Origin of the sequence: Dorea sp. AM58-8, assembly GCF_003464045.1 — a bacterium.
Lineage (GTDB): Bacteria > Bacillota > Clostridia > Lachnospirales > Lachnospiraceae > Claveliimonas > Claveliimonas ammoniilytica.
On sequence record NZ_QSDM01000011.1, the window covers coordinates 60,048 to 75,243 of the forward strand.

Below are 15,196 nucleotides of genomic sequence, written 5' to 3' on the forward strand. Positions count from 1 at the left end.
ATTTGGAAGCATTCTGGCTGCTTCATGCCATTATAACTTTCGCATATTGCAAAAGTATATATCCACATTCCATCTCATCAACCACCAAAATGGAATATTGATATCTGATCATTTGTCAGTTATCAACCACCGACTGACACTTGAAATCCCCTTTTTCTCAGACAATCCGCCATCTCTTCTACCTTACTGCGTTCCATCTCCGGATATTCTTTCAAACAATAAGCACGTTCGATTGCTTCATACTTGTGTCTTCCAAACTGATGAAACGGTAACAGATCAATCTTCTTTATTCCAAAATCTGTCGCAATCTTCGCAACATTCTCCAGATGTTCTGCCGTGTCATTAAAATTTGGTATTATGGGACATCTCACAGTTATTATTTTACCATTCACAGTTAAATTGTGCAAGTTGTTTAACACTTTTTTTAAAAAAATATTTCCCACTTGTGCAAAATGCTCAGTTTTTGTTGTTTTCAAATCAAATAGTATCTCATCCGCCAATTCAGCAACTTTCCAAAGGCTTTCCCATCTGACAGCTCCGGCGGTTTCCAACGCTACGGGAATATATCTGCGGTGTGCTGCTTCAATAAGTGCTCTCGCAAATTCCGGTTGAAGACAGGTTTCACCTCCTGACAATGTCATTCCGCCATCTGAATTCATAAAATAAAAGCTGTCTTTCTCCACATCCTCCATCACTTCCGCCACATTCATTCGATGACCAAACAGCTCTCTGGCACCATGCGGACACACCTTTTCACACGCCCCACATGCAATACACCTCGAACGATCTGTTCTGCTTTTCCCATCTCCAGTTATTTCTATACAGTGCTGCGGGCAAATATTCTGGCACTTCCCACATCCGGTGCAGAATTTTTTATAAAATGCAATCTGTGGATCCGGACTGATGGACTCAGGATTGCAGCACCACGGGCAATGCAGATTACATCCCTTCAGAAATACATTGGTTCGGATTCCTTCTCCATCATGTACATGGAAATGTTCTATGTTGAATACGATTCCATTTGTAGTCTCTTCTATCTCCCTATAATCGGAACCAAACACACTATTCACCTACCTTCGTTATGATACGCCATGCTATGCATTCTCTTATGCGCTGTGCTCTGTCCTTGCAATGATATCATCCTGCAGTGCTTTATCTAAAGGAGTAAATAATGCACTATAACCTGCAACGCGTACCATCAGATCCTTATATTCTTCCGGATGCACCTGTGCTGCTTCAGTGTATCTGCAGATACACAATTAATCTGAACATGCATTCCTTTATAATTACCCAGATATGTACGCAGTACCTGTACCATTTTTCTTGTCATCATACCGTCTAGCATTGCAGGCATCACTTTAACATTAACCAGTTGTCCGCCGGATACCAGAACCGTCGGAAGTTTACCTACAGATTTAAGAGAGGCAGTAATACCTTTTGTATCTGTACCATGTGTCGGAGATGCTGTATCAGCCAATGCCTCTCCCGCTTTTCTTCCATCCGGAGTCGCTCCTACACATTCACCGCAAGGCACATTTGATGACACAGAACTGGTAGACGGCTGCCAGATACATCCGATCGGTCCACGCCCGCTCCGTGTAGTCTTATACTTTGCTGTTTCTTCACAGATAAACCGGAAATAATCTACCATAATATCATCCACATAGTCATCGTCATTACCATATTTTGGCGCATCCAGAAGCATTTTACGGATATCCGGTCCAGATGGTACAGTAGTAAGATCTTCATAATTTGTCTGTATCGCATGCATCACCTGTACACCTGTAAGAATACGCTCATCATAAACCAATTTCTTTAATGCAGCCAGAGTGTTGCCCACATTCGCCATTCCTACATATAATGGTCCACAGTAGTCATAGACCGCACCACCCTCTTTCATGGTCTTACCTCTGTCAATGCAATCATCCACAAGACAAGACACAAATGGATCTGCAATTCCTTTTTCGGTTACCATATCGATCATATTATCCGTAATTACCTGATACTTGAAATAATAACGAATCTGTTCTTTGAATGCTTCATAAAGTTCTTCATATGAGGCAAAATCTGCGAGACTGCCCTTTCCCGGATGCAGGCAGATATCGGTATTCGGATCTTTCCCACCATATAATGCAAGTTCCATGATCTTCTGCAGGTTAATGAATCCCGCTCCATTAGGTCTTCCGGTCTGTTTGCCTTCCACAATTGCTTCTACACATCCTACAATGGAATATTCCACTGCATCATCCCATCTGATCCCCCTGTTAACCAGTGCCGGAATATAGACTTCATCGCTGTAGATTGCAGGCTGCCCACCGCCAAGACGCACAACATCCATAGCCGCATACATCATCTTCTCTGAAATACGGTCATGATAGCGCAGTGAAATGGATGGTGTATGTAATTTTATCGCCGCCTGAGCACCCAGAATTAAATATGAAAGCTCATTCGTTGCATCTTTTCCATTCATATCCTGCCCGCCGATCGTAATATTTTGGAATAATTGATAACCACTGAACGATTTCGTATTACCCCAGCTTGTAATTTTGTGAAGCTGAAACAGCTTAAGATACAGGCATTCCAACAATTCCAATGCATCTTCATCACGCATTACACCGGAATTAATATCTTCTTTATAATAAGGAAAAAGATTCTGATCCAGACGTCCCAGCGATATGGAATGGCCATTGTTTTCCAGCTGGATACAGAGATTAATAAACCATATTGACTGCAAGGCCTCATGGAAATCTCTCGCAGGTTCTGCCGGAACACGTCTGCAGATATCCGCTATATGTTGAAGTTCCTTCCGCCGCACTGGATTTTCCGTCTCTTCCGCCTGTTTTTCAGCAAGCGCCGCATATCTTCCTGCATATTTTATCACTGCATCACAGGTAATCAGCACTGACTCCAGGAATGGCTTCTGCTCCGCCTCAGATGGTTCCGACAGATCCAGGTTCTCCAGCCGTTCCTTTGCCCTTTTCATATAGTTACTAAGTCCCTCTTTGACAACACGTTTCAGATTCACTGTCAGGTGTCCTTCACCCCCGATCATCAACCAGTAAGAATCCGTCACACCCATCTCACGAATCAAATGTGTCTCTTCCGGCAGTACTGCCTTACATCGATACTCATGATTATTATTACGCCAATAGTCCGTGATCTCGCGGAGTTTATTCTCATCCGCTTCCGCAATCTCATAACGATCACCCGGGCGTTTCTCTGGTCTGACTGGATTCCCATCCAGTTCTTCAATCAGCCAGTCCAGACCGAATTCCGGAAAAATATGTGCGCAGCGAAGTTTGTCGCTGACACTTCCTACGATCAATTCACCGTCAAGAATCGTAATTGGCAGTTTTTCCAGAAGCTCTGCAAGTGTTTTTGCACGCTTAATATAGATAGTTTCACTGTTATACCTCTGATAAGCTTCCGTCACGATCATCGCTCTATCTGCTAATATCTGTGGCACTGCCTCCAGAAGTGTATCTCGCAGCGTCTCAATGCGGGCACTTCGCGTAATCTCTTCGCCCATAAACACATGTCCGGTTCTTTTCTGTCCTTCTTCATAACAATACTTCATCACACACTCTCCTTTTATAGTGTATTAGTAATCGTTCCACTCTGTCCTTTTCCAAAACATCTTCAAGTATGTCTTTTGTCGTGCAGTTAAACGATTAACTTTTGTTGTAATTTATATGAGATTCCGAAGAATCTCATATAAATCAGGATTCTCTATGTTGTATTCCTTAAACATAGACTAGGTTGTAAGATGACTTCCCGTTCCTGGAATACCCCACCATGATTCAGTGCTTCCAGAAGCATTCCCATGGTTCTGATGCCCAGCTCTTTCGCTGGATACTCCACGGTCGTAAGTCCTTGTTCAATATATTTACTACACCAGATATTATCATTTCCAATTATTGCGATCTGTTCCGGAATACGGATGCCTCTACTCTTGCATGCTTCCACTGCCCCCCAAGCCATAATATCACTACTGGCAAATACGGCACAATTTTCTTCTTGATTATAAATATCCAGAAAATGGTTCATCATTCGATATCCGTCATCAAACGAAAATTTACACAAAAAAACAAGTAAATCCTGTTCTGTAAAGCCGTGTTCCTGCAGTCCTTCCCGGAATCCTTCCAGTCGTCTTCTTGCAGCAGAAGTTGCATCTACAGGTCCGGCAATACATGCAAACTTCCGATACCCACGCTCAATCAGGTGATCTGCAGCAATTCGTCCGCTGGCATGATTATCTGTATGTGCAAATGCCACATTGCCCACACTGTCAAATGCTACACGATCTCCAAGCACAAGCGGCACTGAAAAACCTGCTTTTAACTCTTCACGATCCAGGCGCGATGTAATATCAATAATTCCATCAACTCCACTTTCCATTAATTGCTGAAGCAGCTTTTTCTCCTGTCTGACGCTTTCACCTGATTCATACATCACGACCTGATAATCCTTTCTGGATGCCTCATAGCCAATATGTTTCAGCACTTCCGCGAAGAAAGGATTCAGGATATCCGGTACGATCACACCAATCGTGTGACTCTGATTCGTCTTCAGGCTTCTCGCTATACTATTTGGTTTATAGTCCAATTCGGCACTTGCTTCATTCACCCGGCGGCGTAATGATTCACTGACATTCTTACGTCCAGTCAGCACATTAGATACCGTCGCCGTCGATACACCAGCAAGCTTCGCCACATCTTTAATTGTTGCGCGCACTTCTTATCTCCTGTGTATTTTGCTACTTTTAATCGTTTTAAGCCCCTTTTTCTATTATATATTGCACAACATATAATTGTCAATACTGATTGTTCAATATAGATACAATGTTGGAGATAAAAGTTCAAGAATGCCTCTGCAATCCTGCCGGAGGCATATCAGCTGGGGGATTGACTCCCAGCTGATATATATTGCAGGTTACTTCCGTTTTCCATCTGCAAACACATAATCCGGTGGTCCGATCTTACCACCATTTCCAAACTCTATGATCATATCAAGAAATTTTTGCGTACTCATATAGTAGTGACTGTCTCCATCAATCCATCCGGTCTGCATAATCTCCACATCATACGCTTTCAGGCGATCACATTCTTCTGCAATCTCTTCGTCTGAAAATACATCTTTAATATGATGAAATCCCGGTCCCTGTTTCTCCAAAAATTCCCAGTAAATATTCGGTCCTTTGACCGGCTGAATGATTTCAATCTCCATATCTCCCGCCCATTTCACTGCACAGATAAAATCAAATTCCTCTTTCACTTCATGACCGCCTACTTTCAGGCTCTTTACCTTATCCGGCGTAAAATGGCGCACATCCCATCCATCGATTCCGAGATAATATGCATAATTCTTCATGTATTTTTCCGCATCGTCAACGACAATTGCAAGCTGTCTGATATTCGGAATGTGGTTTATTGACCGAATCGCACCTTCCACCGGATAAACCTCTGGTGCTGGTCCAATCTTACCGCCATTTCCAAGTTCCAATGTCAGTCCAAGCTGCTCATACGAATCCAGATAATAATGTACATCATTATCAATCCAGCCTGTCTGTATTACTTTAAGGCCCTTCGCCTGTAATTCGTCTACATACGCCCTCAATTCTTCATCATCAGGAATTACAATTTTAAAATGGTGAAGTCCGCTGCCGTATTTTTCTAAAAATTCCCAGTAAATATTTGGACCTTTGATCGGTTGAATTAATTCAAATTCCATATCACCTGCCCAGCAGACAGCACAGATAAAGTCAAATCCTTCAGTCACTGCTTCGCCACGCACATACAAATCATGCACCGTGTCCGGTGTAAAATGTCGGATATCCCATGGCCCAATACCGAATTTCTCCCAATATTCTTTCATCGCTTTCTGCACATCATCTACCAACACACAAATCTGCTTAATTTTACCTTTCATCGTCTCATCCTCCCTTTATTCACAAATGCTTAACTGTTTATTCACTATCCGCTTTGTATACAATACCCCATTCTTTTCTGGTGGTTTCAATCCAGTCTGCGATAATCTCTGTGTCTGTTAACGTAAAATATGGACACTCCTTTTCTCCTTTTTCCAGGCATTCCTGTATCGCTTCTATCTCATATTGAAAACCACTTGCCGGATATGCTTTTTCAAAGGTCTGTCTGGTCCCATCATTCATCACAAGCTCTGCAGTAATAGGATGCCAGAATTCCGGTCCAATCAGAATTCGTCCAAGCTCGCCTACAATCTCTGTCACAGGTGTACTGACCTGATTAAATGCACCACTTAAGAATGCCGCTCTTCCATCTGTATAAGTTGCCAGCATATGAAAACTTTCATCCACTTCACCGTTGGACTTCATCGTAGCATGTGCCTCTTTCGGAGACTCCGGAAATACCATCTGTGCCATGGCTAGTGCATAAATTCCCACATCACGAAGTGCACCACCCGCATGACTAATACCGCCTTTCCACGGCTGCCAGTCACTGACATCCGGTTTAATGTCAAATCCAGACTTCACTGTAAGTGGCTTTCCGATCTTACCTTCTGCGATCCAGCTTCTTGCCTGTCTCACCGCCGGAAAACATCTGGTCCACATACCTTCCATAAGAAAAACATCTTTTTCTCTTGCTTTTGCAAGCACTGCATCAAGTTGTCTTCGATTATCAACCATCGGCTTTTCCGAAAGAACAGGAATGCCTGCCTCCAGCACTGTCATAATATAACTGAAATGGCAGTCATTTGGAATTGCAATATATACAATGTCTGGTCTCGCATTCCGAAGCATTTCTGCCAACTCTGTATAGACCGCATTACAACCATATCTCTGCGCAAATGTCTTTCCATTTTCCTCGCTTCTGGAAACCACCGCAACAAGTTCTGCTGCAGCCGCCTCCTGCATGCCCTTTGCAAATTCATTAGCAATATATCCGGTTCCCACAATTGCCCATCTTGTCTCTTTCATACGGTTCCTTCCTTTCCACTCTACATTCACAGCTGTCTTTCTATCTATCATTATCATCAGCGTTATCTAGAAAGTCAAGAAAAGAACCCGTCATTTTTGTATGTTCAGTACATTTATACATTATAAAAACGTTTCCATATATGCACATTGCACATACAGAAACGTTATGTTGTTCCACCTTTTTGAAATTCCACATCAATAATCCGATGCATACGCACAGGCTCTTTGCGCTGTACCAGCCGGACTACAGTATCGGCACAGCTTGATGCAAGCTTTGTAATGTCCTGGCGCACTGCTGTCATAACAGGCATCATCATCCGGGTAAAATCTGTTCCATCATACGCCATAATCTTCATATGATCCGGAACCTGAATCCCCCTCTCTGTCACAAAACGATAACAGGCAATTGCCCCCATATCAGAAGCAAACACTGCATCCGACCACTTCACATCCCTCAGATGTTCTGATAGATATTTTTCATAATATTCATAATCCAGGCGATTCCACTCCAGATCAAGCTGACGTACCTCCACGCCTGCTTCATCCATAATCCGATGAAATTCCCGGTACCTGTCATTCGATGGCGTATATACCGGAAAATAGTCTCCAAGCTGCAACACTCTTTTGCATCCCTTTTCCAATAGATGTTCTGCTGCAATTCTTCCTCCGGTCTTATGATCGGAATGAATGAGTGGAATACCTTCTCCCAGATTATGATCCATGCTGACTATTGGTTTGTCCATATGCCGATACACTTCTGCCTCAGCAGACCATGCGCAGGTAATCAAACCATCCAACATATTACGATCTAGCATTTCCACATATGCCGCTTCTCTGTCACTGTGTTTTACCGTATTACACACCATCGTACGATAGCCATAATTATATAATTCCATTTCAACCTGTCGCAAAAACGATGCGTAAAACGGCGTCTGAAAATCCGGAATCAGCACACCGATAATTCCAGTCTGCTTTCTGGACAGATTACGTGCACGTTCATTGGGAATATAATGAAGTTCCCGGATTGCTTTTTCAATTTTCTCCCTGGAACAGGCAGAAACATAGCCGGTGCCATTCATTGCTCTGGACACCGTCGCAATGCCGACACCGGCTTTCTCTGCCACATCTTTAATGGTTGGCATCATAAACTTTCAAGCACCTCTTCCAATGATGGCACGGAAGACTGTGCACCTGATCTTGTAACTGCAATTGCAGACGCTTTCTGTGCAAATGCAATCGCATCTTTTTCTGATTTCCCCTGACTGATTGCCACTGCAAACGCTCCTGTAAAGCAATCTCCCGCAGCTGTAGTATCTACTGCTTTCACCTTATTAGCCGGAAGAAATTCCTCTCCTTCTTCTGACATCAGGAGACATCCTTTGCTTCCCAGAGTAACAAGCAGATGTTTGACGCCTTTTTTCAGCATCTCGTGTGCTGCTTCTTTATACTCCTCTTTGCTATGTAATTCTCTGCCGATCAGAATACCAAGTTCCGTCTCATTCGGCTTAATATAGTCAATATCTTTCCAAAATTCTTCTGGCATAGCTGCCGCAGGAGCCGGATCTACAATGATCGTCTTACCTTTGGCAAGTGCCATCTCTTTTGCCTTCATAACGGTATCAAGTGGAATCTCCTGCTGCATTACCACAATATCGGCCTCATCCATCAGATACTCATATTTTTTCAAAAGGTCCTCATCTACCAGACTATTTGTTCCACCAACTACGATAATTGAATTCTCGCCATTAGCATCAACCGGTATAAATGCCTGCCCGGTTGTTCCCCCCGGAATTCGCTCAATACCCTCTACATTGACATTAACACTTTTGAGATTGTCTAACATTGCATCACCAAAACTGTCATCACCAACTGCACCAATCATGCTTACATCTCCACCAAGCTTACCAATCGTATAAACCTGATTAGCACCTTTACCGCCTGGCACATGCTTAATACCATTCCCCATAATCGTTTCGCCCGGAACCGGAATTCTTGGAGTCTCAATAACAGTATCCATATTCAGACTTCCGACTACCAATATCTTTTTCATACTAGAATCCTCCATAATACATGTATTTTGATGTCAAAGGATCATCGCTGCGCAGAACATTCTACACCCCCAACACCTTTGTACATATTATACAACATTTTTGGATTATCTCCTAGACTTTTGTTTAAAATACTCTTTTCCGTATAAAATATCTGTCTCCACACACGCTTTCAGCTCATCAACACCATGAAACTTCTGTTCCGGTCTATGATATTCACAAAACTCAATCTCTACTTCTTTACCATATGCATTACCAGAGTAATTATACAAAAACGCTTCCACCAGCATCCGATTTTCATTCGTCACTGTCGGCTTCACGCCTACATTGGCAATACCTCCGTAGACCTTCCCGTCCATCTTTACCTGCACTGCATATACACCATTTGGCGGCATCAGCTTATTTGGATTTGGAGCCACATTCAAAGTTGGAAATCCCAGTGTTCTGCCAAGTCGTTTTCCGTGCTCCACACACCCTATAATCCGATACGGATATCCAAGTAATGTATTAGCCAGCGGAATATCCCCTGCGTTCAGCACTTCACGTATATAAGTACTGCTGATTTCCCGGTCATGGTACCGTTCTTTCTCGATCACAACTAAATGATATCCATATACCTTTTCATACTCTTTCAACATGTGAATATCGCCGCGTTTCTTATAGCCAAACGTAAAATCCGTTCCAACCACCACATAAGATGCATGGAATGTCTCCACCAGCACATCCCGGATAAAATCTTCAGCCTTCACCTGACTGAACTCTCTGGTAAATGGACAGTCGACCAGATAATCCACCCGGTCGTGAAGTCTGTCTTCCCTTTCCTCTTTGGTCATCAAAATACAGCGTTCATCCACATGCTTTTTCGAAAATGCCAGCATATCGAATGCACACACAACACTTTTTACACCCGCAGTATCTGCATATTCTATTACTTTTTCAACAAGTTTTTCATGGCCACGATGTACACCATCAAACTTTCCGAGCGTAACAGCAGTCTGACTGTCATCGTGGTAATCTTTCAAGCCTTTAATATATTGCATGTTTCTCCTCTTGTTCTACGGCTGCAGAAACATTTTCACAATTCGGAATTCATGATCCTTTTCTACATACCGATAAACTGCAGCAAAATGTCCATTCGAATCATAAACTCTTACCATTTCCTGATCATCATAGTTCTGTGATCTGTCAGGCTTACGGAACGAATTACCATTCTGCAGTCTCTTTTCCTGATCCGGACGAATCTGAACTGCTCTGTATTGTTCAAACACACTGTCGATCGGTTGAAGAATCTTTTCCAGATTCCCATCCTCTTTCGCCTTCTGTATCTCACTAAGGCGTAGGCTGTCTGCCAGCACAAAGCGTCCTACCTGCACCCGGAGCAGCGACTCCATACATCCACCGACACCGAGCTTTTCACCGATATCATGGCATAACGTACGGATATAAGTTCCTTTTGAGCAGGAAACTTCCATTTCTACTCTCGGAAGATCTACACAAAGAATCTTAATACTGTGAATCATCACATTTCTTGCTTTGCGTTCTACTGTTTTTCCTTCACGCGCAAGTTCATAAAGTTTCTTACCACCCACCTTGAGAGCTGAATACATTGGCGGTATCTGTGCATATTCTCCCACAAAGCTCTGGACAGCTTCTGTCACCTGTGCTTCATTCAGATTCGAAATATCTGAAGTCTCAAGCACTGTACCTGAAGCATCCTGGGTATCTGTTGTCTGCCCCAGGAAAAGCACTGCTCGATATGTTTTATCCTTGTCTGTCAGAAGTTCACATACCTTCGTTGCCTTTCCCAGACATACAGGAAGAACCCCTTCCGCATCCGGATCCAGGGTTCCTGTGTGGCCAATCTTCTTCTGGCCTGCAATACCTCTGAGCTTTGCTACTACATCATGAGAAGTATATCCCTTCTCCTTATATACATTGATAATTCCATGAATCATGATTTATTCCTGCTCCATCTGCATCTCAATCCGTCCGGACAGATTGTTCAGCACATCATAGATCGTACCAGGCATAGTACAGCCGGCCGCTCTCACGTGACCGCCTCCGCCAAAATAGCTGGCTACTTTATTCACATCCACATAACTCTTGGACCGCAGGCTGACTTTGTACACATCTGCCGTCAATTCATAGGCAAATATCGCGACCTCCACACCCTTCGTCAGGCGAAGCTGTGACACAATGCCATCTAAATCCTTTGGTGTCACGCCATAATAGTCCATCTGCTCCTTTTTAAAGGACGATGCTATGCATTTACCATCCATGAACAGAATACTCTCTAACAATGCTCGTCCCATCACCTGATTCTGTGCATATGTCTTTTCGCTGAATGTAGAATCCAGAAGTGCCGGAGCATCAAATCCATATTCCAGCAGATCTGCCGCCACGCGATATGTCTTCGGCGATGCGCAGGAGTAACGGAAGATTCCCGTATCGTGTGCAATTCCCATATACAGGGACTCCGCAATCTCCTTTGTAATCTTGTCCTTATCCAGTAGTTCGTATACTAGCTCTGACGCAGAACTTGCATCCGGGAATATATAATTCTCTTCTGCAAAAGAACCATTACTCACATGATGATCAATACACAATGTGTGTGCCGCACTGCAGAACAGCGGCTCAGAGAATCCGAGACGCGCCCGGTCTCCGCAGTCCAGACTGATAAAAAGATCATAGCATTTCTCTTCGTCAATCTCACTTAAAATATCCTCTGTTCCACGGATAAAGCGAAATTTATCCGCAATCGGTTCCAGATAGAGATCCACCTGGATCTCCGGGTAATTATTCTTAATATATCGATACATTCCCATGCAGGAACCAATGCAGTCGCCATCCGGACGCTCATGTCCGCCAATGGCAACCGTCTGTGCTTTCTGAAGCATTTTATTCAGCATCTTCTTCACCGTCCGTATCCAAATCCTTGGTTACATCATCAATCTTCTTAGACATAGTTACACCATACTCAATTGACTGATCCAGCACAAATGTAATCTCTGGAGTGTTGCGCATATTCAGATTATGTGCAAGCTGTCTTCTGATATATCCTTCCGCACTCTTAAGTCCGACTACTGTGTCTGCCTGTGCTTTCTCATCGCCAAGCACACTGATATAAGCCTTGCAGGTCTTCAGATCAGGAGCTACCTGTACTGCAACAACAGATGTCCATGGTGCTACCCTCGGATCTTTGATCCCTGCACGGATAATATTACTCAGTTCTCTCTGAACTTCTGTATTCACCCTGGTATTCTTAATACTGTTTTTTCTCAATTCTATTCTCCTTACCAAGACTCCCCGGGTGGGGCGTCAGATCCCCGCTATTATCTAGGATCTCAACCATCTTGAACGCCTCTACCTGGTCGCCTTCTTTTACATCATTATAATTTTCAAATACGAAACCACATTCATATCCGGCACGTACTTCTTTTACATCATCCTTAAATCTTCTCAGAGAAGCAAGCTTGCCATCATAAATAACGATACCGTCACGTACGATCCTTGCCTGACAATCTCTTTCGAATGTACCATCCAGCACATAAGATCCGGCAATTGTACCCACTCCGGAAGCCTTGAATGTCTGACGTACTTCGGCATGACCAAGCACTTTCTCCTCAAATACCGGATCCAGCATACCCTTCATCGCTGCCTGTACATCTTCGATAGCGTTGTAAATAACACGATACAGACGCACATCTACACCTTCACGCTCTGCTGTCTCTTTTGCGGTCGCATCCGGACGAACGTTAAATCCGATGATGATCGCATTGGATGCAGATGCCAGGCTGACGTCAGATTCATTGATCGCACCAACACCGCCATGAATGATCTTAACTACAACTTCTTCGTTAGACAGCTTCAGGAGACTCTGCTTGATTGCCTCTACAGATCCCTGTACGTCTGCTTTAACTACAATATTCAGTTCCTTCAGATTACCTTCCTTGATCTGTGTAAACAGATCATCCAGAGAAAGTTTACCCTTAGTATCTTCCAGAAGTTTAGCTTTGTTCTGCGAGATAAATGTCTCAGCAAAACTTCTTGCATCTTTGTCATTCTTGCATCCGACAAATACTTCACCGGCATTCGGCACGTCATTCAGACCAAGAATCTCTACCGGAGTAGACGGACCGGCCTCTTTTACACGGCGTCCCTTATCATCCATCATCGCTCTTACTTTACCGTAAGCAGAACCTGCAGCTATCGCATCTCCGATACGCAGTGTACCCTTCTGTACCAGAACAGTAGCAACCGGTCCCTTACCTTTGTCAAGCTGAGCCTCGATTACAAGACCTCTTGCTCTTCTGTTCGGATTAGCCTTAAGTTCAGATACTTCTGCTGTCAGAAGCAGCATTTCCATCAGATCCTGAATACCTTCTCCGGTCTTAGCAGATACCGGTACGAAGATTGTGCTTCCGCCCCAGTCTTCCGGAATCAGTTCGTACTCAGACAGTTCCTGTTTTACACGATCGATATTTGCACTTGGCTTATCAATCTTGTTAATCGCAACTACAATTTCAATACCTGCAGCTTTCGCATGGTTGATCGCCTCAACAGTCTGCGGCATTACACCATCATCAGCGGCAACTACAAGAATCGCAATATCAGTAGAGTTCGCACCACGCATACGCATTGCAGTAAAAGCCTCATGTCCCGGTGTATCCAGGAATGTAATCTTCTCACCATTTACTGTAACAACAGAAGCACCAATGTGCTGTGTAATACCACCGGCCTCACGGTCGATCACATTTGTATGGCGGATTGCGTCCAGAAGAGAAGTCTTACCATGGTCAACGTGTCCCATAACACATACAACCGGCGGACGTTTCTTCATCTTCTTTTCGTCTTCTTCTTCCTCTTTCAGGAGTTCTTCAATTACATCTACAACTTCTTCCTTCTCGCAGAGTACATCAAACTCAAGCGCAATCTCTTCTGCTGTATCATAATCAATCTCCTGATTAACAGTTACGATCTTGCCCTGCATAAAGAGCTTCTTAACAATAACAGATGGTACGATCTTCATCTTATCTGCCAGTTCTTTGATTGTAAGGACCTCTGGAATTACGATTGACTTGATTGTCTCTTCTACCTTCTGTTCCTTCTGCTGTGGCTTCTGCATCTGCTGCTTCTGATCATTCTTCTGCTTTCTTCCCTTAGGCATTCTGTCTTCGTCATCCTTGCGGTAATCTTTCTTCTTGAAGTCTTCCTTGCCCTTATTCTTTCTCTGCTGTGGCTTCTGTCCTTCCAAAGCCGGTGCAGGAATTGCAGGATTATTATTCTTCTTGCGGTGATCGTTGTTCTGGAAACGGTCATTTCCGTTTCTTCCCTGTCGGTCTCTGTTGTTGAATCCGCCCTGACGATCATTTCTATCATTTCTTCCGCGGTTATTATCTCTTCTGTCTCCCTGCGGGCGATCATTTCTATCGTTATTTCTGTCGTTTCTTCCGCGGTTATTATCTCTTCTGTCTCCCTGTGGGCGACCGTTTCTGTCACCGCGGTCATTATTTCTGTCATTTCTTCCCTGTCGGTCTCTGTTATATCCCCCCTGTGAACGCTCTCTGCGTCCTTCCTGGGGTTGAGAATTTCTATTCTGTTCTTCTCTGTTCTTAACTGGTTTTTCCACTGACGTATTCTTCTCCTGAACTTTTTCTGTCTGCTTCGCCACACTCTGCGGCTGTACCGGAGTACTTTCCGGCTTCTTAGACTGTACTGTCTCTGCATTTACTTCTGGTTTCACCTCTGCAGGCTTTACTGCTTCTGCCGGCTTCTCTGCTACAGGCTTAACTGCTGGCTTAGTGACAGGTTTTACTGCCGGCTTGCTTCCCGGTGCCGGTCTTCCGTTCTGTACTTGCATCGGCTTTGCATTCTGCGGTGCCTTTGCTCCACCGGCAGGACGCCCGGCCTGACGTCTGCCATTTCTGGAACCGTCTCTGGTATTCTGCGGGCGGAATACATGCACGATATTTTTCTTCTTCGGTGCTGCCTTAGCCTCATCCCCTGATGCAGGGGCTTTGCTTCCGCCAAGTGCTTTCTTCACCATAGCGGCTTCATCCTCTGAAATCGTGCTCATATGATTCTTTACTTCTATATTCTTTCCTTCCAGGAACTTCACAACGTCTTTGCTGTCCTTGCCAAGTTCCTTTGCAAGTTCATATACTTTTACTTTTGACATACAAACTAACCTCCT

11 protein-coding genes and 1 pseudogene are annotated in these 15,196 nt (G+C 43.9%); all 12 read right to left on the bottom strand.

Annotated elements, in window-relative coordinates:
* Positions 1-122: 122 nt before the first annotated feature.
* Entirely contained in the window at positions 123-1,061 is a 939-nt protein-coding gene (locus DXA18_RS09450; protein WP_158567114.1) for a glycyl-radical enzyme activating protein, read from the bottom strand.
* A 45-nt stretch (positions 1,062-1,106) separates the two neighbouring features.
* A pseudogene (locus DXA18_RS09460) lies at positions 1,107-3,577 on the bottom strand (glycyl radical protein).
* Between the two features lie 152 nt (positions 3,578-3,729).
* On the bottom strand, positions 3,730-4,734 hold the full coding sequence (locus DXA18_RS09465; protein ID WP_118383733.1) for a LacI family DNA-binding transcriptional regulator: 1,005 nt from the start codon (positions 4,732-4,734) through the stop codon (positions 3,730-3,732).
* A 198-nt stretch (positions 4,735-4,932) separates the two neighbouring features.
* Positions 4,933-5,928: a VOC family protein gene (locus tag DXA18_RS09470; protein WP_118383734.1), complete on the bottom strand. Its 996-nt coding sequence runs from the start codon at positions 5,926-5,928 to the stop codon at positions 4,933-4,935.
* A 37-nt stretch (positions 5,929-5,965) separates the two neighbouring features.
* Positions 5,966-6,955, bottom strand: a complete 990-nt coding sequence (locus tag DXA18_RS09475; protein ID WP_158567116.1) for a Gfo/Idh/MocA family protein — start codon at positions 6,953-6,955, stop codon at positions 5,966-5,968.
* 164 nt (positions 6,956-7,119) lie between these two features.
* The gene (locus tag DXA18_RS09480; RefSeq protein ID WP_243007081.1) at positions 7,120-8,100 is read right to left on the bottom strand and encodes a LacI family DNA-binding transcriptional regulator; all 981 of its coding nucleotides are present in this window, start codon (positions 8,098-8,100) and stop codon (positions 7,120-7,122) included.
* Entirely contained in the window at positions 8,097-9,005 is a 909-nt protein-coding gene (gene rbsK / locus DXA18_RS09485; protein WP_118383736.1) for a ribokinase, read from the bottom strand. The genes DXA18_RS09480 and rbsK overlap by 4 nt, the downstream gene beginning before the upstream one ends.
* A gap of 105 nt (positions 9,006-9,110) precedes the next feature.
* The gene (locus tag DXA18_RS09490) at positions 9,111-10,043 is read right to left on the bottom strand and encodes a bifunctional riboflavin kinase/FAD synthetase (RefSeq protein ID WP_118383737.1); all 933 of its coding nucleotides are present in this window, start codon (positions 10,041-10,043) and stop codon (positions 9,111-9,113) included.
* Positions 10,044-10,058: 15 nt separating this feature from the next.
* On the bottom strand, positions 10,059-10,958 hold the full coding sequence (truB, locus tag DXA18_RS09495; RefSeq protein ID WP_118383738.1) for a tRNA pseudouridine(55) synthase TruB: 900 nt from the start codon (positions 10,956-10,958) through the stop codon (positions 10,059-10,061).
* A 3-nt stretch (positions 10,959-10,961) separates the two neighbouring features.
* Complete coding sequence (locus DXA18_RS09500; protein ID WP_118383739.1) at positions 10,962-11,912, bottom strand: DHH family phosphoesterase; 951 nt, start codon at positions 11,910-11,912, stop codon at positions 10,962-10,964.
* The gene (gene rbfA, locus DXA18_RS09505) at positions 11,902-12,285 is read right to left on the bottom strand and encodes a 30S ribosome-binding factor RbfA (RefSeq protein ID WP_118383740.1); all 384 of its coding nucleotides are present in this window, start codon (positions 12,283-12,285) and stop codon (positions 11,902-11,904) included. Before rbfA ends, DXA18_RS09500 begins: the two co-directional genes overlap by 11 nt.
* Positions 12,266-15,181 (bottom strand): translation initiation factor IF-2, encoded by a 2,916-nt coding sequence (gene infB / locus DXA18_RS09510; protein WP_118383741.1) that lies wholly within the window; start codon positions 15,179-15,181, stop codon positions 12,266-12,268. Before infB ends, rbfA begins: the two co-directional genes overlap by 20 nt.
* Positions 15,182-15,196 lie beyond the last annotated feature (15 nt).